The sequence below is a fragment of the Methanocalculus pumilus genome, from assembly GCF_055382585.1.
In genome coordinates this window covers 884,887-905,552 of sequence record NZ_AP042393.1, presented here as the reverse complement: position 1 = coordinate 905,552, position 20,666 = coordinate 884,887, and the positions used below count along the sequence as shown (strand labels likewise).

Genomic DNA, 20,666 nt, shown 5'->3' with positions numbered 1-20,666 from the left:
ATAGTATAAAGTACTTTCGATTACAAGCCCATATCGAGGATAAATTGAGGAAATGGATGGTTATGTGGGATCCTATTGTGATCCAGTGCCTATAAAAAGCGGGAGTTCAGGATATAATCCTTATCCTTTTTCGATTTATCAATATCCGGATTACTAATGACGATTAAAATATCATCAGCATAACGACCATAATATGCAGGATTCAATACTTTTTCAACATCATTATCAAACATTCTCAGATGCCAATTACAGATCAATCCTGATGACACCAACCCAATTGGAACGATATATCGATGTGGGTTTCTCTCAATATGACAATGAGAATAACTAAAATAATATTGGTCAATAACTGATTGATATGATTGATGAATTTTCTCGATTATTCGTGTAATTGTTTCAGCAAAAATACTTTCATCATTATAAAAGGATTTATCGCCATATTTAGATTGAATGTAACTAATTAATGCATCAAAATCAGGATGAGTACAATAAAAAAACTGTTTTAAATCAAGGCTTAGTACTGCAACATCTTTCTTTTCATTATCTAATAGATCTTCTGCCTTTTGAAGGGCATTATTCCTCCATTCAGCATATTTTTTGTGGTAAAGTTCAAAAAGATGACTGCTTTTATCATTAGGTTTTTTTAGTCTCTCATTTATCCTATACCAATAACAGTTATTAGAAAGTTCCGAGTCAAGACATACCCCAACCTTCATAACCCACACTACACATAGAAGATGAATTTCAATTGGAGCATTTATAAAATAATTAAACCCATTGAGATTATATTCCTCAGAAGAGTCATCATTTGTAATATAATTATTATTAAAACAGGACTTAGGGAAAGATTCAAGCGATTTTGGAATTAAATTAAAACTAATTTTATCTAGTAAAGAGTTTATTTCAGCAGTATCACTAAGACCAACAGATATATCATTAATTATTTTCGAAATTATCTTTAAATTACTTTCAAATGTTTCATCACACTCAAATTCCGCGATTTTTTCCTTTAAGAAAATATCAAGTTGTTCATAATAGATGTATTGTTTAAGTTTTTTATAGGCAACATACACCAATTCTAAAGAATCCACATTTTCTTAATTGTTATTTATTAATATATACATTTTGATAACTAGATTTTTCTATTTATCTTGGATAGAAACATCAAAAATGAAGATACAATTCAGAATCCGCACCCTCTGAGGCAAAAGAGCTGAATTAGAATCCCCTAAAGGCTAAAAAGAGTCAATTAGTCCGACATTCGATCCCTTCTCATCTCTCTCCCGGCAAGATAAACACTCACTCTCACCGTCCTGATGACTTCTGCCTCTTTTCAACCCTGCAGAACATCCATGCCGTCAGCTATCGTCGTGTGCATCACCGGGAGCGATTAGGATGTACTCAGGAAGTAATCAGGATACTCCTTCCTCTGAACCCATGCCAATCAGATAGAGCAGAACCGAAAGACGATACCTGTTGCGTTCAGTAACACCTGTGATCTGGCGGTTTCCATCTTCGGTGAGAATATTGAATAAGCCGAGAGAATGTATCAGAAAAGCCGCGGTTGGAGATTTCAGGGGTTTATTATCGATATAGATCCTGGGCGGCTCCGGCAGGTTCCTGATGTTCATCCGTGCGATCATCTGCAAAATCCCCATCACAAGATACGAAACATACAGGATCGTCATCATGGCATCGATCCGTTTTGGGTTATTCAGATAGATCCGGTCTGCCATAACCGACCATTTCATTGTCCGGAAAATATTCTCGACAATGTGCTGCTGTTTGTAATGCTTGAGCACGGACCTGTCATCCATATCCGATTCGTGATGATTTGTCAGGAGAGCGAATGTTTCCTTCTTCTCTCTGAATTTTCTCACGCGTTCATCGTGCACACAGATCTCCTTCACCCGGACATGGTAGACCGTCCACTCTTCAAGAGGTTTCGTCTTCTCTCCCCTCCGCCCCCGCGGCCATCGTTGTTTTGTCTCGGATTCGATCTCGAGCACTGGTTTTACAAGCAGTTTTCGGGACTGTTCGTGCAGTTCTTCAATTGCCCTCAGTGCATCAGGTTCACAGGCAAATGGTGTTTTGAACTTCTTCTCCTTGATCAACTTCTCCAAATCAGTTCTATCCGTCTCGATCTGGCTCTGCACCCGCTCATCTGCTGCTGATGTTTCATAGACGACAACTGTATAGGGCAATCCATAGATTTCAACCTGAAATCGCTGTGAACGGTAGGTTGCCCGCTTCCCTGCCTCCTCCTCGGTGCAACATTGACCAAGGTCTGTCCATTGATTCCGTTCACGGGCAATCGATCGGTATCGTTCAGCAAGTTTCCCTGCAAAATTCGCTGGAATATGCGATATAAACCGCACTTCAGATCCCTGCCGGTTTAAGACCTCCAGATTGGGACGGTTGAGGAGTTTGGAGTCTGCAATATAGGTATGGTTTCTGAACTCTTCCCCGAAGATCTCCTGTAGAACGGTGAGCGCTTCCATATTCCAGACGGAGTCTGCATGATTTCCATTCATGGTTCTGCAATACCGGATCAGTCCATTGCCATCTGAGACGACTCCTGTCTGAAAGATCCTGCGATCCTTTCGACCGGTTTTGTTGAGGCCAAAACAGATTGTTGGACCGTGAGCATCTGGTGTTTCATCGAGATCATACTCGCCACAGACCTCATGTGATGTGACATCACTATGGAGGATCAGTGATTGTGGGATGTCGTAGGTGGCATAGGCCCGGAGAGAGAGCTGTTGAAAGAAGTTTGAGGGACATGCTTCTGCGAACTTGTCAAGGAACCTTCCGAGACAATCGTCAGTGAACGATGTGGCAGGTATGGCCGAACCAAAGATCAGTTCTGTGTCGATATCTTCGAGCTGCTGGCTCACATGAACCAGTGCAACACGTTGTTTGGTGGAGAGAAACGGTAGCAGGACAAGGGCGAGTGCTCGGTTTCCCGGGCTGATTGAACATTGATTGGGATCCCAGGATACCGTTTCGTTTACCAGATCAACAAACCCGATTTTATCGAGGATTGATCGAACAACCAAGGCAATGAATGGGGTTATCTGTGTTGGAGAGGGTGATTCCGGTATACGATCCACCAGATTACTAAGCTCTTTGATCGGATTGGTGACACTCATTTTGGTTTTCGGATAGAGGCGATCCATTTTGGTCAGGCCATTCTTCTCCCTCTGTTTCGACATGAAGGATATAGAATGGGGATGGATTTATAGTTAACTATTATGTTGGATAATAGTTGTACTAGTTGTTATATTGTTAAATAAAAATATAATTAAATGTGAATTGTGGATGGGGTGCGGATTGTGCAATACAAACAATATTGTATCAATATTCTTTCAATTTGACTTATAAAGTACAATAATATTTATTATAACTCAATATCAATATTCCAATGAGTGAGACCAATGGGTGAAACAGCTGAATATCTTGATAGAATCTGCGAGCAATGTGAGTATTATAATACTGAAAAATGCAAATCTGAAACCCCCGAGGATTGCCCTTATTAGAATTCCAATGAGTAGGTAATAGATCATATCGACTTAGGTATTATCATTAGAAAAAATGACTCTTTGATTCAAAGAAATAATTTATCATAATATTACTAGTGAAAACAAAATGGACCGAGCGGGAATTGAACCCGCGGCCTCTACCATGCCAAGGTAGCGATCTACCCCTGATCTATCGGCCCAGCAACGATTGCGTCCTGAGATGATTGTATCCAGCGGCAACGACGCCCACTGACCTTATACTATTCGCAGGAGTCGCATAAATAGATTGTTTATTGGATACCACGGAGTCTCCGGTAATGCCTCTCCTCGTGTATCAGATAGAGCCCCGACCCTTCACATCCCTTCCCTGCTCCGCATCTCCTCTGCCGCCCGCCGCCGGGATTCCTCTGTACTGACGGTTGTAACCGGGCGGCCGGCCTGGATGAGCTCCACAAGCAGGGGGGCCGCCCCGGTGGGTGGGGTCTGGGTGTGGAGGAGGACGCGGCGGCCGGTGTGGGGGTTGCCCCGGTGGCTGCCGCCCTGGCTGCTCTCTCCTACGCCCTTGCCGCCGGCCTGATCTGGTTCATCACCCGGAGCGTCGCCAGGAAGCCGCCAGACCTGCTTTCTTCCGCTGCGGCGGCCGCGTTTGGCGATTGGGGTGCCATCCTTCTCGACGATGTCGGCCGAGAAATCGATGACAGGTGCATTGGCAATAGCGCCGCCGACTCCAAACGAATCGACGATATCGCGGAGGGCGGCGACGTCGGCTGCGGTGACGCCGCCTGATAGGAAGATCTTCACATCCTTATATCCATGGGTGTCAAGCTCCCACCGGACCTCCCCGATGATGGAGCCGATATCGCCCCGGCGTGACCGGGGGGTGTCGAGCCGGACCGCCGAGCAGCCGATCCGGGCGGCGGCAAGGGCCTCGGCCTTTTCGTCAGAGAGGGTATCGCAGAGCATGATCCGGGGCACATCGGGATCGGCATACTCCGCATATGCTGCCCACGCCGATTCAGGAGTATCAAACGAGAGGACATAGGCGTGGGGCATCGTCCCGGCAAGAGGAATCCCGGCGGGGGCGGCCGTATTGCTTACACCTGCAACCCCGCCGATCCAGGCAGCCCGCTCGATCATGGGGGCGATCGCCGGGTGCTGCCGCCTTGAGCCGAAGGAGAAGATGGGCCGCCCGGCTGCGACGGAGACGATATGGGCGGCAGCGGTTGCAATACCAGATGCATGGCAGAGGAAGCCGAGGAGGGCTGTTTCGAACCGTGCAATATCCCGGTAGTACCCCTCGATCACCATCACCGGCTCGCCTTCATAGAAGATCGATCCCTCGGGAAGAGAGTGGATCGTAACCGGCTTGCCGTCAAAGAGCTCCATCACCGAGTCAAGCCCAGCCAGGATGCCAAACCCAAGGGGAAGCGATGCAACCGAGACCTCCATCACAACGAACGGGTTCACTCCCGCCTTCTCAAGCACCGCCTCGCAGCGGGGGAAGTAGATGTCGGTGCAGCCACCGCTCTGTATCAGATCAGGATCAAGACTCCCAAACCGGCTCATGGAAGTACAGATGAACGCAATCGGATAGAAAGATTGCGAAGGGTACCGGGGAGATGGGAGAAGAGAGGGAGAGGAGGGGATTACTATTAGATCATCACCACCCAGCTACTAACCACTACTAATTACTACCATATTAGTAGTTGGCAATATCCATTACCGGAAAAATACGGAAGAACCTCAGGACTGATAAAAAATCCTAAAAACAGCCCATTCAAAAACAGGGGAAAAGACCTGCCCCGCCAGATGGTGAAGGTGACCAAAACCATCGGCTGCACAGGGCATTGGAGCAAAAGGTCCCCCCTGAAATGGTAATTATCTTTCCCGGTATAAGAGGCTATGCATCAGCTTCATCAATACGAAAAGAAGAGCATAAAACAGTTTGATAGATGAATACCACACGATAGGGCTTCCTGACTGTTGGGAAAAGCAGGTCGAGATCCACTTTCCTGAGAGTCAGAAAACCTTAACATCTGGAAGACAAGAGATCCATCTGCCTTAACTGAGAGGCGAGAGGAAAGAGCATAATGGCAGGTTTTACAGATTGGATGGATGACCGGGTTCAGAAGCTCAGCTGGATCGACATGGGGCTGGTGAAACTCAAGTATCTTTGCCTTTGCGCTCAGGGTGGCAAAACTCTGGGAGCCGATCCTGAGTCTTGAGTGGTACTGATATGGAATCATCTTCGTTCTGGCAGCAATTCCACCGATGATCAGGATCTTCAGGCACTAATAGCCTCCGGAGAGTGAAATCCGGCTTTCTCATGCAACATCCGGGATGCCGGGCTGGTGCATTCCCAAAAGGCATACCAAAATCCCCCCTCAGGCATCAGATCAAGATACTCCGGATCTGACATTACCACCACGGAGAATACCAAAAACCATCTCATTCAATAATCCTGAAGTGAAACACTACTTCAGATGGCAGGATACCTGTGGAAGGAGCAGAGACCATGCTCGGAATAATCGGTGGAACAAGTCTCCTCTTTGCGGATCTCCCCCCGCTTGAAGAGAAGGTGATTGCAACACCGTATGGGAAAGCAACCGTCCATTGCGGGGAGATCTGCATGGTGCCACGCCACCAGAACACCCTTCCGCCCCACAAGATCAATCACCGGGCACATCTGGCGGCACTGAAGATCATGGGGGTCGACCGGATCGTGGCATTCGGTTCAGTCGGATCCCTGAAACTGGAGTATCCCCCCGGCACAATCGTCATCCCAAAAGACTTCATCAGCTGGGGCGGCATCCCGACATTCCATGACACCACCATCACCCACGTGATGCCCGGTTTCGATCATGACCTGATCGTCGGCCTCAGCACCTTACACCCGGATATAAAAATCGGCGGCACCTATATCCAGACGATCGGGCCCAGGTTTGAGACAGAGGCAGAGGTTCGGGCACTCGCAAAGATCGCGGATATCGTCGGGATGACGGTTGCAAGCGAAGCCACCCTCGCAGCAGAGATGAGTTTGCCGATTGCCGCTGTCTGCACCGTTGACAATTATGGAAACGGGATCGGCGACGAAGCAATCAGCTATGAGACCATCGTCGCTGCGGCAAAAGAAGGGGGCAGGAGAACAAGCATTATCCTTGAGAGGATTGTTAAGGAGTTTGGATAAGCATGATACCATTTAACAAGCAGACATCGATTCTGATCAAAGGCGCCACCCACAACTGCAGAAAGACCGATATCTTCATCGACCAGGGGAAGATCCAGGCAGTTGGAGAGGGGATCCGATCAGAGTACAAAGGCACAGCCGCATTTGAGATCGATGCGGGAGGCGACGTCATCCTGCCGGGGCTTGTGAACACCCACACCCATGCCGCAATGAGCCTGATCCGGGGATATGCAGATGACATGGTCCTCTTCGAATGGCTCTCACAGAAGATCTGGCCGCTTGAGGCACACCTCACCGGAGACGATGTCTACTGGGGAACACGACTCGCCTGCCTTGAGATGATCAAAACCGGAACCATCGCCTTCAACGACATGTACTTCTTCATGGACCGGGCAGCTGATGCCGTTGAAGAATCCGGGATGCGGGCCTGCCTCTCGCACGGATTCATCGACCTCTTCACCGAAGAGAAGCGTGAGGCAGAGATCAAGGCAACCATCAATCTCCACAACCACATCAAATCAAGGAACAACCCAAAGATCACCTTTGCCACCGGCCCCCATGCCCTCTATACCGTCTCGCCTGAGGGGCTCACCTGGTGTGCCGAGTACGCAAAGGAGCATGATGCCGGAATCCACATCCACCTCTCAGAGACAAAACAGGAGGTAGATGACTGCATCAAAAACAACGGCGTCTCTCCAGCCGCCCACCTCGACAAATACGGAATCCTGACAGAGAGAACCGTCGCCGCCCACTGCTGCTACCTCGATGAGGCTGAATGCGAACTGCTTGGGAAGAGACAGACCGCAGCATCCCACAATCCCGCAAGCAACATGAAGCTCGCAGGCGGAAGAGCAATCCCCTACCAGGCACTGAAAGGTGCTGGCGCCCGGGTGACGCTTGGAACCGACGGCTGCGCCTCGAACAACAACCTCGATCTCTTTGAGGAGATGAAGATCGCAGGCCTCCTCCAGAAGTTCGCAACAGGCGATCCGACGATCCTCCCCGCAGAAGAAGCGATTCAGATCGCATCCCATGCAGGTGCAGAGGCACTCAGAACGGGCGGCGGTATCATCGCACCCGGATATGCCGCCGACATCATCCTGGTGGACAGGAACGCAATCTGCAATACCCCCTTCCATAATCCAATCTCAAATATCGTCTATGCCTGCGGCGGCAATGCCGTTCGAACAGTCATCTGCGACGGTGCCATCCTGATGCATGACCGCGAGATCCCGGGAGAAGACGCAATCCTCGCCGGTGCAGAAGCAGCAGCTGCCGCACTGGTGGCACGAAGAGAAGAAGAGCTGAAGAATCAGTCCTGAAAAACCACTTTTTTTAACTCCCTTATCCTCCGCCAGCCGGGGGGAAGAGGACGACGAGATCGCCGTTTTTGAGTCTGGTATCAAGGCCATCAAGAAAACTGATATTCCGGCCATTGATCAGTATATTCACAAAATCTTTCAGCTCACGCGTATCATCATGAAAGATCTCATCAGACAGACCGGGGTACTTCTCCATAAGAATAGTAAGGAGATCGGAGATGGTTGAATTCTCCTGTATCTCCTCTGTACACTTTGAATCCATGATATTCCTGAGCGTGGCAAATGCCTTGACAGTTATCTGCATGCTGAATCCATCTCCCTGTATATTCTGTATATTCCTCTTTCCCAAAACCCGGCGATGCATCAGAGGGGGTTTGCCCCGGTTCAGCTCCAGACAGGGAACCGGGCAGATACCGGATTATTATGCAAGGCCAAGTTCACGCAGCTTCTCCTCTGTTGGTACACCGTCTGCATCCCAGCCCCGGACACTGTAGTACTCGCTGAGGAGAGGTTCACGCTCCCATACCCGGCCCTTCGGACCGCCTTCCCGGAGCGGTTCGGTGAGCAGCCGTTTGGGGAGGGTATCATCTGCTTTTGTGTAGCCTACTTTGATATTAAAGAGCTTCTGGAGATTCCAGATCCGCTCTCCGATCTTCAGGAACCCGGCGGCATCGAGATCAATTCCCATTGTGGCGGCAGTCAGCTCGGCATAGTCGGTGGCATCAAGTGCAAAGGAGCTGAAGAGGCACATCCCCGATGCATCAATTGCAGCAGTGAAATCCTGGAAAGTCCTGACCCAGGCGGCCTTGCCTTCATTGACATAAGGATCGAGTTTTTCCGGCGAGCCAAGCACCTCGGGAGCGATCATATATCCATAGACATGATCTCCTCCACGGTTTGATGTCGCATAGGAGAGGCCATGCCCCTGCAGCCCACGGGGATCATATGCCGGAAGATCCTGTTTCTTGACACTCATTGAGAGCTCGGGATGGCCATGCCGTTCGGCAAACCGGTATGAGCCATCAGTCAGTTCAGCTCCAAAGCCTTCCCGGAGACCAATCTGCCTGACCAGGTCGACAATACCATCAGCCTCTCCAAATTTTGGTCCCTCTTTGATATAGCCCTTCTCCCGCATCTCCATGGCACAGGCAATTGAAGTCGGGGTACCGATCGCATCAAGGCCGAGCTTGTTGCATTCATAGGATGCCTTTGCAATAACCTTGAGATCATCAATACCCAGGTTCGCTCCAAACGCCCATAGCGGCTCATACTCAGGCCCTTCGCCGTAAACCCCGTCTACTTCACAGACACGGGCGCACTTCACCGTGCATGCGAAACACCCGGCATTCTTCTTCAGGATGGTCTCTGCCATCCGCTCACCCGAGATATTCTCTGCTTTTTCGAAATGAGCGCTCTGGAAGTTTTTCGTCGGGAGGATATAGTTCTCGTTGACGATGTTGACGAGGACGGCAGTTCCATAGGCAGTGAGTGCCTGGCAGATGCCATTTTCATCAAGTTTTGCCTGTACCCGCTCCTTCACAGCTTTTAACCTGACTTCATCTGCTGCTTTCAGCTTGATATTTCCGGTGGCAACAATGGCTTTGAGATTCTTGGAGCCAAGTACTGCTCCGGCCCCTCCCCTGCCGGCTGCACGATTCTTATCATTCATCAGACAGGCAAGAAGACTCTGGTTCTCCCCTGCCGGACCGATACAGGCAACCCGGGCCATCTTATCGCCGAGATCCGATAGGAGTGCATCTGTCGTCTCATCGACATCCTTCCCCCAGTAGGAGGAGGCATCCCTGAGTTCTGCAGACCCTTCGTTTAAGTAGAGATATACCGGCTTTGGTGATCGCCCAACAAAAACAACAGCATCGAAGCCAGCCTTCATCAGCTTCCAGCCAAATGTTCCGCCACTGTTTGCGGACATCAGGGTATTATTGAGTGGAGATTTCGTGCTGACCTCATACCTGCTTGATAACGGGATACTGATCCCGGTCGTCGGACCGGCCGCCAGGACGAACATATTCTCAGGCGAGAGCGGATCAACAAGTGGATCCATTGCATCTGAGATGATCTTTGTTCCAAATCCACGTCCGCCAAGATAATCTCTCTTGAGATCTGTGGGCGTCTCCCGTATATCGATCGTCCCTTTCGTCAGATCGACCCAGGCAATTTTTCCTGCATAACCGTCGTTTTGTGTCATAACAAATACCTCCTGTATAAAGGATGGGAATGTTGACTCGGTTTGTATGCCCACCCTCCGGATACCCCGTGGGCACCGTCGTTTGGGAGTTAAGTTAATCAACCTAATATATTCTTTGGTTACGGCAGACAGCGAGAAAGGGAAATTAACCCCTTCGTGAACAAAAAGAGCCTGAATTGTAAGATAAAAAATCAAAACCATTCTCTTAAGAGAGGTAGATGAACACGGCAGAGAGATCCAGCCGGGAACCCGGTTTTTTGGACACGCTCAATCCTGGCTCTTCTCCCCCATGAGAATCGTCCCACCCCAGTAGAGAAAGAGCGATATGAGAGCCATCTGGATAAAAAGGCCAATTGAAAGGGCAATTGTGAACCAGATACCATATCCGGTTTCCCCGGCAGTTCCAAGGAGCCCGGCAATGGCATCAAAGAGCATCCCCGGAAGCGGCAGCCGGTCTGCAAAGAGCGGGAGGGGACCCCCGTCACGGATTTCTGGATTGACAAAGAAGGCAAAGAAGAGCGGGATCTGAAGAACGGATCCGATGGAGAGTGCAGTCAACCGGATCTTACGGGAAAGCTGCTCCCAAAAGAGAAGATAGGGAAGAAGAAGTGCCGTTACGGAGATCAGTCCATATGATCCGAGGATGGCAAGTGTCAGCCCCATATCAGCCGGGCCCTGTGGATACTGGATATCTGCCAGAAGACTACCGCCAATTGTTCCAAGGAATGCCAGAAGAAGAACAGCTACATACACAATCTGCCGGGAACGAATCTGCACAACCATACCGAAGAGCCGATAGAGCAGAAACGGAGAGAGCAGAATCGCGGCGAGTGCAAAAAGAATGTGATAGGCCATCCCGATCACCCCTGTCCGATCAGCCAACGGTATGAGAAGAAGAGGAGGACTGCCCCTGTTGCAAGCGAGACAAAGGCCGACCGGTCGATTGAGAGGGAATGGAAGACCCGGATGCCACAGAATGTCAGCAGGACAAATATGACAATCAGAAGAACGGCAAGGAGGAGATTTGGAATGAGAAGAGCTGCCCAGGCCAATGGGAAAACAACCGCAAGAGCATAGACGGCGGTTTTCATCGTCATCTCAAAGCTTTTTCTGACATCAACAAAGAGCAGGAAGAAGTGCTCGATAAGGCTCGTTCCAAGCAGGAGAACTGCCCCGGTGAGAAGCCCGCTAGCAAGGACAATAATGAATGGAAGAAGAAAGAGGAAGCCACCGGCACCTCCTTCATGAAGCATCAAAAAAAATGATGCGCAGTAGACAAGGATCACAATCCCGAAGTACAGGAGGAGATCATCCCGGAGCGGTTTCTGTTCAATCTGCTCAAAAGAGCGGATAATAGTGTTGAATATGGTTTTTGATGACATAGAGTTCTCCAAAAATATGCTCAGGACTTCAGGTTTGATTCAAGCTTCATTGCCATGTACATGCCAGCCATGCCAAACAGGACACCCACATAAAAAAACATCCCCGCAAATCCCCGCTTTGCACCTTCCTCCCAAATCCCAATGAGAATATAAATCACTCCCAGGATCAACAAAAATGCCAGGATTTTGAGAAACATGATCAGACGCTTACGATCCATGGAACACCCCGGATATACCTGCCTGCATGCGAAAGATCTCCATTATTCTTTCCTCCCCTGTGAATCCTTTAATCTCCAGAGTCCGTAAATACAGAAGATCAGGATAAAACCGAGAATGTTTGGGATTACGCCCTCCATCAACCAGCCAAAATCCAGCTGGAGAAGAAACGTTCCTGCCAGGAAGACAGACCAGATGAGATAGCCGTAAAAACTGCTCTTCAGGAGTGTTTCATTATAGACCGGGCGGCCAAAGATATCCTCCCGCCTCATGTTTAGAATGCCGAAGAATCCGACAATAAACGGAATAGTACCTAATAAAAGCCATTGGACAAACGATCCGGGCGAGATTACCGCGTAAGGACCATGAAAAGTAAAGATCGTATTGAAGAGGATCAGAACCAGCACCAGAAATCCAACGAGGAAACCTCCATAAAGGAGAGCAACCCTCCTTTCCGGATCCTGTGTTTCTCCTCTTCCATCAACGGGAGCAACCTGATTGGAATCAGGCATCTGCATCCCTCGTAGAGATCATATACTAAAGCCTTGATTTGATCTCTATTATACGTTCTGTCCCAATTATCAAACAGTATATTTCCCTTCGATAATCTCCTCAAGCACCGCCAGCGTCTCGGCAGGCGTTCCCTTCCTCCCGACAAGCAGCACCTCCACCCGTTCGAGGAGCTGTCGGTAATACTGCTGCCGAAGCTCTGCCTTGTACCCGCTCTTTACCAGCAGGTGGGGATTGAAATAGGAGTTCGTCTCAAGCAGGTTCAGTGCCTCTTCGGTAGAGAGCCGCCTGACACCCTCGGCATCTGGTGTCAGCACAAGGATACGCCTGAGTGTAGTCAGTGGAAAGATCCGACCTTTTCCAATCGCCCACCGGAGATCCACAACCGCCCGGCCCTCAGAATCATAGTCGGACCGTTCCAGGAGCGGGGCAAACTCGGGCCAGGCAGCGGCGAGATCAGATCGGATATAGAAGTTCTTCTCACTCGAGTACGCAAGCGCCTCATCACCGAAGATCCGAAAGAAGAACCAGTCATCTGCAATCGCCCGGACCGCCGGGTCGAGGAGGAGACCGTACGTCTGGGTCGTCTTCCCGGCACCGGAGGTTCCCACAATTGCAAACCCTTCTCCCCTGCGATCAAGGCAGGCGCCATGGCAGGAGGCGATCCCATGGCCGTCCTCAAGGATATCCCCTGCCAGTGCAAGAGCTATTGACTTGATCCACCCGTAATAGGTCATATTGAAGAGGAATGCAGTCTTTGAGGCGGGATCGTACCGCACCGCATTTTCGGGAAATGCCGCATTATGCAGGACAAAGAGCCGCCCGTGCGATCGGATCGACTGCGATGCAAAGAAGAAGTTCTCTGAAAACCGAAGCCGCACGAGATTGGAATCGGTGAGCAGCTTGATACAGCAGCCATAGATCTCAGACCGGACTTCATAGAGCTTTGAATGGTTCACAGCAGCTAACAAAGAATCCTTCTCAGCCGAATCAATCAGAACAATATCATACCCCATGATGAGGTAGTTGAGCCCTCAATTGATATGAATCTCCCCCACGGCAAGGGAACAGAAACTATTCACTAAGATTCCCAGTCATTCATCCCCTAAAAAACAAGATGCAGAATGTAGGGGAGACACTCAGGAATACCAGGAGTGAGAGAGCAGGAGAGGATACACCCTACCCGGAATATTAGCATACATTAAAGGCAGAAAAGCATGAAAGGGTCATTAAGAACAGAATCTTTTAGGGAATATACAATCTGAAGAGAGGTGGGAGGAGAGATGAAGAGATCAGCCTCAGGCCGTCTCAACCTTCTCGGCATCCTGGAGGCCGAGTTCCTCAACGGCCTGCTGCCGCATCTTGAACTTCTGGATCTTGCCTGAGATCGTCATCGGGAAGCTGTCGACGAACTTGTAGTACTTCGGCACCTTGTAATGGGCAATTTTTCCCTTGCAGAAGGCACGGATATCCTCTTCTGTGAGGGTTTCGCCATTCTCGACCTTCACCCATGCCATCAATTCCTCACCGTATTTGATATCAGGAACACCGATGATGTAGGCATCGGCAATCTTTGGGTGGTGGTGGAGGAACTCCTCAATCTCTCGGGGATAGATATTCTCGCCGCCCCGGATCACCATCTCCTTCAGGCGGCCGACGATCCGGATATAACCCTCCTCATCCATCACGCCGAGATCCCCGGTATGATTCCAGCCATTCGGATCGATCGTGGAGTGGGTAGCGCTTGGATTATTATAATAGCACTTCATCACCATATAGCCGCGTGCACAGATCTCCCCCGGCTCACCGCGGGGAACAAGCCGCCGGGTCTGCGGATCGACAATCTTCAGCTCGGTATGGGGCATCACCCGGCCGACCGTCGAGACCCTCCGTTCCAGGGGATCCTCAACGGTGGACATCGTCACACCGGGCGAGGTCTCGGTCTGACCATAGACGATGACGATCTCGGACATATGCATCCGGGTATTCACCTCCTTCATCACCTCGATCGGGCAGGGTGAGCCGGCCATGATCCCGGTACGGAGGGAATCGAGCTTGTATGAATCAAAGTCAGGGAGTGAGAGTTCCGCGATGAACATCGTCGGAACACCGTGGAGAGCGGTGCACCGCTCATCCTGGACAGCCTTCAGCACCGCCTCGGCATTGAAGACCGGGGCCGGGAGCACCATCGTCGAGCCATGGGTGACACAGGCGAGATTTGAGAGCACCATCCCAAAACAGTGGTAGAACGGCACCGGGATACAGAGCCGGTCCTTCTCGGAAAACCGCATCCCCTCCCCGATCACAAACCCGTTATTTAAGATGCTGTGATGGGAGAGGACGACACCTTTCGGGTACCCGGTTGTCCCTGAAGTGTACTGGATATTGATCGGATCATCAAACTCAAGCACCTCTTCCCGCTCCTTCAGCTCTCCGGGCGAGATACCCTCTGCCATCTCATGAATCTCCTTCCAGAGGAACATACCATCCTTTGGCTCATCTCCGAGGAAGATCACATTCTTCAGATACGGGAAGGTATCTGAATTGATCCGGCCCGGCCGCGACGATGCCGCCTCAGGGCATGCCTCATAGAACATCCCGATGTAATCTGAGGTCTTGAACTGCCCCTGGATGATCAGGGTCTGCACCTCGGACTGTTTCAGGGCATACTCAAGCTCATAGGTCCGGTATGCCGGGTTGATGTTCACCATGATTGCGCCGATCTTGGCGGTTGCGAACTGGACAACCACCCATTCCGCATAATTGAGCGACCAGATCGCAACGCGGTTCCCGCGCTCCACCCCAAGGGCCATCAGGCCGCGGGCAACAACCTCAACCTCTTCGAGGAATTCCCTGTACGTATACCTGATCCCCTGATGAACCGAGACGAGAGCTTCGGTATCCGGGTATTTTGCCGCAATCTGATTGAGCATTGCGCCAATCGTCTCTCCTCGCAGGGGTATCTTAGAGACCCCGCATGTATAGCTGCCTTCCACCATTCCTTAAGACGTACCGGCTCAAGAGGAAAAAAGATATCGAAATATGAGTTCGTAACATATAAATTACGATACAGCCATTATTACAAGACAGGATCGGGGTCGTGGCCTAGTCCGGTATGGCGACGGGCTCCAGCGGTCTTGGCGTATGATGAACAATCGGGTCTGCTGATTGATTGAGATGATGACCCGTTGGAGCGCTGATGCTGATGTATCCGCTCATACGCTTGTCGGAGAGACCCGTCGATCGTGAGTTCAAATCTCACCGACCCCACCTTTCATTCTTCTGAAAACGCTCTTTATTTTATAGATCTTCGATCCATAGTTATGAGCAAGGCAGGAACTTTTGTATGTATTCAATAGGTGAAGCTTTAGTTGGCGATGGGCCGGAACTCGCGCACATCGACCTGTTAGTAGGAGACAAGAACGGGCCGGTGGGGTCCGCATTTGCAAATGCACTCTCACAGCTCTCGGCCGGACACACCCCGCTGCTTGCAGTGATCAGGCCAAACCTCCTGACAAAACCAGCAACCGTCATCATCCCGAAGGTGACCCTGAAGAAGGGCGAGCAGGTAAAAGAGATGTTTGGGCCTGTTCAGGCAGCAGTGGCAAAGGCCGTTGCAGACTGCCTCGAAGAAGGGCTCTTTAATGGTATCAATATTGATGACATCGTCATCATTGCCAGTGTCTACCTCGCACCGGATGCAGAAGACTACAACCGGATCTACCGGTACAATTACGGGGCCATGAAACTCTCACTCTCACGGGCATTCGAATCCTTCCCTGACGAGAAGACGATCCTCCACGAGAAGGACCGTGCAGCACACGGCGTCATGGGCTTCAAGGTCCAGCGGCTCTGGAACCCCCCATACCTCCAGGTTGCCATGGATCTCGTCGACATGAAGCAGGTCGAACGTGTCTTAACAGAACTTCCGCAGAACGACCACCTCATCATCGAGGCGGGCACCCCGCTGATCAAGCAGTTCGGCCTCTCGGTCATCGGCGAGATCAGGAAGATGAGGCCAAACGCCTTCATCATCGCGGACTTAAAGACACTCGACACCGGGAACCTCGAGACCCGGATGTGCGCAAATGCATCTGCTGATGCAGTCGTCATCTCCGGCCTTGCCCCGATCTCGACCATCGAGAAGGCAGTCCTCGAAGCACGGAAGACCGGCATCTATGCAGTCGTCGATATGCTGAATGTCGAATCACCGTTAAACCTTGTAAAGGCGCTTGCCAAGATCAATGCACTCCCGCATGTCGTTGAGATGCACCGTGCAATCGATGCAGAAGGAAGCGACTATGCCTGGGGCGACATCCCCGCCATCAAGAAGGCAGCAGGCGGAAAGGTCCTTGTGGCAACCGCAGGCGGCATCCGGGTGAATGTGGCAAAGAAGGCACTCGCCTCCGGAGCGGACATCCTCGTCGTCGGCCGTGCCATCACCGCAAGCAAGAATATCCAGCATGCGGCAGAAGAGTTCCTCGAAGAGATTAATTCAGAAGAGATCGACCAGTTCCGTATCATGACGGACTTTTAAATTTCCATTTTTTATCTGAAGTGCAGAGAACATCCATCTTTTTCATATTATGTGCTAAAGTCCTCCACCCACATTCTGAGAGTTTTTAACTACATAAATGTGCCCTATTTTGATTAAAACCATTAATGCGTGCTTGATCTCACCAAGAGACGACACAGACAGATAAGTGTACAAGTTATGAAGTTAAGGAGAGGCTATCAAAACATATATTCGAATAGAGATTTTTTAATTTTGATGCGCGCCAGATATAATATATAAATCAATATTAAAAAATATTATTTTGGATTATTCTTTTCCAATAATTTTCCTAACACATCATAAAAGTTTTTTGCTTTATCATGTGTCAGATATATCCTAGTACCCCTAACACACATTTTTTCATCCCTGATTATTCCAGGGAGTTCTAAAAAATCTAACATCACATCGTTTTCAGACACATTGATCAGCACTTGATTGGAATACCGAACCACATCAATATCTGGAGCAATGGGGTTTTCACCAGGAATAAATTGAATAAATGTTAATTTACGTTGACCTTGAGATACTTTCTCTTCTATTTTATTTTTTTTATCTTCATCCATTATCTTCACTCCAATTAAACTTCCACTGGTTGTATCAAGTTTGGTAGTTGAGTCTGGTCTAATAAAGTAATTATTTCATTTGATTGTAAATAGGAATCGTCATACAGAGGTGCATCTAAAGTATCAGATTTTATCCAACCATCGTCCTCACATTCTTGTTTTAGCGTAACGCTAAATTGCATTGATGCTGGTGGCAAAATAGCCTCGTATAAAGCATCCATTAATTTTAATCCAAGTTTGGTCGTCTGATAATAACTCCTTTCCTTGAACCCAATATCACTCAATCGTTCTACTTTCCTTGTTACTAACCCACCAGCAATTAATGACTTTAGAATAGTATCAATTGTGTTTGGATTAGCGCCAAATTGGTTTTTTATTTCATTAAAATATTTTTTTCCCTCAAGAGTCAGGGCAATATAAACAGCCCATTTATTATTATTATTTAATTCCATTATTGACTCGCGTATCTCAACAGGCACACGAATTAAATATTCATTAATGATTTCCTCGTTCATATTCAATACACCCTTCAGGTTAGGAAAACCTAACTACCCATAATTAACATTATAATTATTTAAAAGCAACGAGACAATTACTAGTAATTATGCCCAATACCCCTCATGCGAAATCAGATAGAAATCTGAGACTCGCATTGTTGGATTCATTTAAGAAATCTATTCGTATTGGAATTTTTGGTTCATTTTATAATTCTCGAAAAGATGATTTAATCCAATTAAGAGATTATTTACGCAAATCAGGTTATACACAAGCTAGAATATCTGAGGATCTTGACGAACGATCCGAAGAGGAGCGTCAAATTGATACTCCAATAATTAATAGAAATTTAAGTATTCAACTTATCAATGAGAGTGACATCCATATTTTTATTTTATGCATGAGAAAGGAATCAGAACCTCCGAATTTAATACAGTCAGTTTCAATGGAGTTAGAGCGAATTTGTACTCTTCGTGAAATAGGCATTTTAAATGCAAATTATGTTGGAGTATACACTGAAAAACAACTACTGGAAACAGGAGGCGGTGTATTCAAAGGTCTAGTAATGACGATGGCAAATGATTGGGTCATTGAAGAATTTGAAGATATTCAATTCAGAATCCGCACCCTCTGAGGCAAAAGAGCTGAATTAGAATCCCCTAAAGGCTAAAAAGAGTCAATTAGTCCGACATTCGATCCCTTCTCATCTCTCTCCCGGCAAGATAAACACTCACTCTCACCGTCCTGATGACTTCTGCCTCTTTTCAACCCTGCAGAACATCCATGCCGTCAGCTATCGTCGTGTGCATCACCGGGAGCGATTAGGATGTACTCAGGAAGTAATCAGGATACTCCTTCCTCTGAACCCATGCCAATCAGATAGAGCAGAACCGAAAGACGATACCTGTTGCGTTCAGTAACACCTGTGATCTGGCGGTTTCCATCTTCGGTGAGAATATTGAATAAGCCGAGAGAATGTATCAGAAAAGCCGCGGTTGGAGATTTCAGGGGTTTATTATCGATATAGATCCTGGGCGGCTCCGGCAGGTTCCTGATATTCATCCGTGCAACCATCTGCAGAATCCCCATCACAAGATACGAAACATACAGGATCGTCATCATGGCATCGATCCGTTTTGGGTTATTCAGATAGATCCGGTCTGCCATAACCGACCATTTCATTGTCCGGAAAATATTCTCGACAATGTGCTGCTGTTTGTAATGCCGGAGCACGGACCTGTCATCCATATCCGATTCGTGATGATTTGTCAGGAGAGCGAATGTTTCCTTCTTCTCTCTGAATTTTCTCACGCGTTCATCGTGCACACAGATCTCCTTCACCCGGACATGGTAGACCGTCCACTCTTCAAGAGGTTTCGTCTTCTCTCCCCTCCGTCCCCGTGGCCATCGTTGTTTTGTCTCGGATTCGATCTCGAGCACTGGTTTTACAAGCAGTTTTCGGGACTGTTCGTGCAGTTCTTCAATTGCCCTCAGTGCATCAGGTTCACAGGCAAATGGAGTTTTGAACTTCTTCTCCTTGATCAACTTCTCCAAATCAGTTCTATCCGTCTCGATCTGGCTCTGCACCCGCTCATCTGCTGCTGATGTTTCATAGACGACAACTGTATAGGGCAATCCATAGATTTCAACCTGAAATCGCTGTGAACGGTAGGTTGCCCGCTTCCCTGCCTCCTCCTCGGTGCAACATTGACCAAGGTCTGTCCATTGATTCCGTTCACGGGCAATCGATCGGTATCGTTCAGCAAGTTTCCCTGCAAAATTCGCTGGAATATGCGATATAAACCGCACTTCAGATCCCTGCCGGTTTAAAACCTCCAGATTGGGACGGTTGAGGAGTTTGGAGTCTGCAATATAGGTATGGTTTCTGAACTCTTCCCCGAAGATCTCCTGTAGAACGGTGAGCGCTTCCAGATTCCAGACGGAGTCTGCATGATTTCCATTCATGGTTCTGCAATACCGGATCAGTCCATTGCCATCTGAGACGACTCCTGTCTGAAAGATCCTGCGATCCTTTCGACCGGTTTTGTTGAGGCCAAAACAGATTGTTGGACCATGAGCATCTGGTGTTTCATCGAGATCATACTCGCCACAGACCTCATGTGATGTGACATCGCTATGGAGGAACAGTGATTGTGGGATGTCATAGGTGGCATAGGCCCGGAGAGAGAGCTGTTGAAAGAAGTTTGAGGGACATGCTTCTGCGAACTTGTCAAGGAACCTTCCGAGACAATCGTCAGTGAACGATGTGGCAGGTATGGCCGAACCAAAGATCAGTTCTGTGTCGATATCTTCGAGCTGCTGGCTCACATGAACCAGTGCAACACGTTGTTTGGTGGAGAGAAACGGTAGCAGGACAAGGGCGAGTGCTCGGTTTCCCGGGCTGATTGAACATTGATTGGGATCCCAGGATACCGTTTCGTTTACCAGATCAACAAACCCGATTTTATCGAGGATTGATCGAACAACCAAGGCAATGAATGGGGTTATCTGTGTTGGAGAGGGTGATTCCGGTATACGATCCACCAGATCACTAAGCTCTTTGATCGGATTGGTGACACTCATTTTGGTTTTCGGGTAGAGGCGATCCATTTTGGTCAGGCCATTCTTCTCCCTCTGTTTTGGCATGAAGGATATAGAATGAGGATGAATTTATAGTTAATCATTATGTTGGATAATAGTTGTACTAGT

18 protein-coding genes and 2 tRNA genes are annotated in these 20,666 nt (G+C 48.7%); 5 read left to right on the top strand and 15 right to left on the bottom strand.

Annotated features, from left to right (window positions below):
- Positions 1 to 89 precede the first annotated feature (89 nt).
- The 4 genes from ACZ44I_RS04810 to ACZ44I_RS04795 all read right to left on the bottom strand — a co-directional run bounded on the left by ACZ44I_RS04810 (position 90) and on the right by ACZ44I_RS04795 (position 5,087).
- Entirely contained in the window at positions 90 to 1,091 is a 1,002-nt protein-coding gene (locus tag ACZ44I_RS04810) for an RNA-dependent RNA polymerase family protein (RefSeq protein ID WP_464548252.1), read from the bottom strand.
- A 321-nt stretch (positions 1,092 to 1,412) separates the two neighbouring features.
- Positions 1,413 to 3,215 (bottom strand): IS1634 family transposase, encoded by a 1,803-nt coding sequence (locus ACZ44I_RS04805; RefSeq protein WP_464548254.1) that lies wholly within the window; start codon positions 3,213 to 3,215, stop codon positions 1,413 to 1,415.
- A gap of 434 nt (positions 3,216 to 3,649) precedes the next feature.
- Positions 3,650 to 3,721 (bottom strand) — tRNA-Ala (locus ACZ44I_RS04800).
- 154 nt (positions 3,722 to 3,875) lie between these two features.
- Complete coding sequence (locus ACZ44I_RS04795; protein ID WP_464548256.1) at positions 3,876 to 5,087, bottom strand: nicotinate phosphoribosyltransferase; 1,212 nt, start codon at positions 5,085 to 5,087, stop codon at positions 3,876 to 3,878.
- A 949-nt stretch (positions 5,088 to 6,036) separates the two neighbouring features.
- Here ACZ44I_RS04795 and ACZ44I_RS04790 point away from each other — a divergent pair.
- Together ACZ44I_RS04790 and ACZ44I_RS04785 are read left to right on the top strand one after the other, a co-directional pair.
- Positions 6,037 to 6,708, top strand: a complete 672-nt coding sequence (locus ACZ44I_RS04790) for an MTAP family purine nucleoside phosphorylase (protein WP_464576601.1) — start codon at positions 6,037 to 6,039, stop codon at positions 6,706 to 6,708.
- Between the two features lie 2 nt (positions 6,709 to 6,710).
- Positions 6,711 to 8,030, top strand: coding sequence for an amidohydrolase (locus tag ACZ44I_RS04785; RefSeq protein WP_464548260.1), 1,320 nt, complete (start codon positions 6,711 to 6,713; stop codon positions 8,028 to 8,030).
- Positions 8,031 to 8,052: 22 nt separating this feature from the next.
- Here the strand turns inward: ACZ44I_RS04785 and ACZ44I_RS04780 are convergent, their stop codons facing one another.
- From ACZ44I_RS04780 to ACZ44I_RS04745, 8 genes are all read right to left on the bottom strand, one after another.
- Positions 8,053 to 8,334 (bottom strand): ubiquitin-like small modifier protein 1, encoded by a 282-nt coding sequence (locus ACZ44I_RS04780; protein ID WP_464548262.1) that lies wholly within the window; start codon positions 8,332 to 8,334, stop codon positions 8,053 to 8,055.
- A 117-nt stretch (positions 8,335 to 8,451) separates the two neighbouring features.
- Positions 8,452 to 10,236, bottom strand: a complete 1,785-nt coding sequence (locus ACZ44I_RS04775) for an aldehyde ferredoxin oxidoreductase family protein (RefSeq protein WP_464548264.1) — start codon at positions 10,234 to 10,236, stop codon at positions 8,452 to 8,454.
- A gap of 267 nt (positions 10,237 to 10,503) precedes the next feature.
- Positions 10,504 to 11,091, bottom strand: a complete 588-nt coding sequence (locus ACZ44I_RS04770) for a hypothetical protein (protein WP_464548266.1) — start codon at positions 11,089 to 11,091, stop codon at positions 10,504 to 10,506.
- Positions 11,092 to 11,096: 5 nt separating this feature from the next.
- Complete coding sequence (locus ACZ44I_RS04765) at positions 11,097 to 11,618, bottom strand: hypothetical protein (RefSeq protein WP_464548268.1); 522 nt, start codon at positions 11,616 to 11,618, stop codon at positions 11,097 to 11,099.
- Positions 11,619 to 11,638: 20 nt separating this feature from the next.
- Positions 11,639 to 11,836 (bottom strand): hypothetical protein, encoded by a 198-nt coding sequence (locus ACZ44I_RS04760; protein WP_464548269.1) that lies wholly within the window; start codon positions 11,834 to 11,836, stop codon positions 11,639 to 11,641.
- A 42-nt stretch (positions 11,837 to 11,878) separates the two neighbouring features.
- Complete coding sequence (locus ACZ44I_RS04755) at positions 11,879 to 12,346, bottom strand: hypothetical protein (protein WP_464548271.1); 468 nt, start codon at positions 12,344 to 12,346, stop codon at positions 11,879 to 11,881.
- A 69-nt stretch (positions 12,347 to 12,415) separates the two neighbouring features.
- Positions 12,416 to 13,360 (bottom strand): aldolase, encoded by a 945-nt coding sequence (locus ACZ44I_RS04750; RefSeq protein ID WP_464548273.1) that lies wholly within the window; start codon positions 13,358 to 13,360, stop codon positions 12,416 to 12,418.
- Between the two features lie 282 nt (positions 13,361 to 13,642).
- Entirely contained in the window at positions 13,643 to 15,343 is a 1,701-nt protein-coding gene (locus ACZ44I_RS04745) for an AMP-binding protein (protein ID WP_464548275.1), read from the bottom strand.
- A 95-nt stretch (positions 15,344 to 15,438) separates the two neighbouring features.
- On the opposite strand from ACZ44I_RS04745, the gene ACZ44I_RS04740 reads away from it, so the two are divergent.
- Together ACZ44I_RS04740 and ACZ44I_RS04735 are read left to right on the top strand one after the other, a co-directional pair.
- Positions 15,439 to 15,614 (top strand) — tRNA-Trp (locus ACZ44I_RS04740).
- 76 nt (positions 15,615 to 15,690) lie between these two features.
- Positions 15,691 to 16,881, top strand: a complete 1,191-nt coding sequence (locus tag ACZ44I_RS04735; protein WP_464548277.1) for a bifunctional 5,6,7,8-tetrahydromethanopterin hydro-lyase/3-hexulose-6-phosphate synthase — start codon at positions 15,691 to 15,693, stop codon at positions 16,879 to 16,881.
- Positions 16,882 to 17,156: 275 nt separating this feature from the next.
- Here ACZ44I_RS04735 and ACZ44I_RS04730 read toward each other — a convergent pair whose 3' ends face one another.
- Entirely contained in the window at positions 17,157 to 17,462 is a 306-nt protein-coding gene (locus ACZ44I_RS04730; RefSeq protein ID WP_464548279.1) for a DUF3467 domain-containing protein, read from the bottom strand.
- Between the two features lie 14 nt (positions 17,463 to 17,476).
- A complete protein-coding gene (locus ACZ44I_RS04725; protein WP_464548281.1) occupies positions 17,477 to 17,977 on the bottom strand; it encodes a hypothetical protein in 501 nt (166 codons plus the stop codon).
- Between the two features lie 89 nt (positions 17,978 to 18,066).
- On the opposite strand from ACZ44I_RS04725, the gene ACZ44I_RS04720 reads away from it, so the two are divergent.
- Positions 18,067 to 18,591, top strand: coding sequence for a hypothetical protein (locus ACZ44I_RS04720; RefSeq protein ID WP_464548283.1), 525 nt, complete (start codon positions 18,067 to 18,069; stop codon positions 18,589 to 18,591).
- Positions 18,592 to 18,800: 209 nt separating this feature from the next.
- On the opposite strand, the gene ACZ44I_RS04715 is transcribed toward ACZ44I_RS04720, so the two are convergent.
- Positions 18,801 to 20,603, bottom strand: a complete 1,803-nt coding sequence (locus ACZ44I_RS04715; RefSeq protein WP_464548285.1) for an IS1634 family transposase — start codon at positions 20,601 to 20,603, stop codon at positions 18,801 to 18,803.
- Positions 20,604 to 20,666: the final 63 nt, after the last annotated feature.

Bases quoted from the DNA above. Each gene is read 5' to 3' on its own strand.
- ACZ44I_RS04805 (WP_464548254.1), bottom strand. From the start codon at position 3,215: ATGTCGAAACAGAGGGAGAAGAATGGCCTGACCAAAATGGATCGCCTC.
- ACZ44I_RS04795 (WP_464548256.1), bottom strand. From the start codon at position 5,087: ATGAGCCGGTTTGGGAGTCTTGATCCTGATCTGATACAGAGCGGTGGC.
- ACZ44I_RS04790 (WP_464576601.1), top strand. From the start codon at position 6,037: ATGCTCGGAATAATCGGTGGAACAAGTCTCCTCTTTGCGGATCTCCCC.
- ACZ44I_RS04785 (WP_464548260.1), top strand. From the start codon at position 6,711: ATGATACCATTTAACAAGCAGACATCGATTCTGATCAAAGGCGCCACC.
- ACZ44I_RS04780 (WP_464548262.1), bottom strand. From the start codon at position 8,334: ATGCAGATAACTGTCAAGGCATTTGCCACGCTCAGGAATATCATGGAT.
- ACZ44I_RS04775 (WP_464548264.1), bottom strand. From the start codon at position 10,236: ATGACACAAAACGACGGTTATGCAGGAAAAATTGCCTGGGTCGATCTG.
- ACZ44I_RS04770 (WP_464548266.1), bottom strand. From the start codon at position 11,091: ATGGCCTATCACATTCTTTTTGCACTCGCCGCGATTCTGCTCTCTCCG.
- ACZ44I_RS04765 (WP_464548268.1), bottom strand. From the start codon at position 11,618: ATGTCATCAAAAACCATATTCAACACTATTATCCGCTCTTTTGAGCAG.
- ACZ44I_RS04760 (WP_464548269.1), bottom strand. From the start codon at position 11,836: ATGGATCGTAAGCGTCTGATCATGTTTCTCAAAATCCTGGCATTTTTG.
- ACZ44I_RS04755 (WP_464548271.1), bottom strand. From the start codon at position 12,346: ATGCCTGATTCCAATCAGGTTGCTCCCGTTGATGGAAGAGGAGAAACA.
- ACZ44I_RS04750 (WP_464548273.1), bottom strand. From the start codon at position 13,360: ATGGGGTATGATATTGTTCTGATTGATTCGGCTGAGAAGGATTCTTTG.
- ACZ44I_RS04745 (WP_464548275.1), bottom strand. From the start codon at position 15,343: ATGGTGGAAGGCAGCTATACATGCGGGGTCTCTAAGATACCCCTGCGA.
- ACZ44I_RS04735 (WP_464548277.1), top strand. From the start codon at position 15,691: ATGTATTCAATAGGTGAAGCTTTAGTTGGCGATGGGCCGGAACTCGCG.
- ACZ44I_RS04730 (WP_464548279.1), bottom strand. From the start codon at position 17,462: ATGGATGAAGATAAAAAAAATAAAATAGAAGAGAAAGTATCTCAAGGT.
- ACZ44I_RS04725 (WP_464548281.1), bottom strand. From the start codon at position 17,977: ATGAACGAGGAAATCATTAATGAATATTTAATTCGTGTGCCTGTTGAG.
- ACZ44I_RS04720 (WP_464548283.1), top strand. From the start codon at position 18,067: ATGCCCAATACCCCTCATGCGAAATCAGATAGAAATCTGAGACTCGCA.
- ACZ44I_RS04715 (WP_464548285.1), bottom strand. From the start codon at position 20,603: ATGCCAAAACAGAGGGAGAAGAATGGCCTGACCAAAATGGATCGCCTC.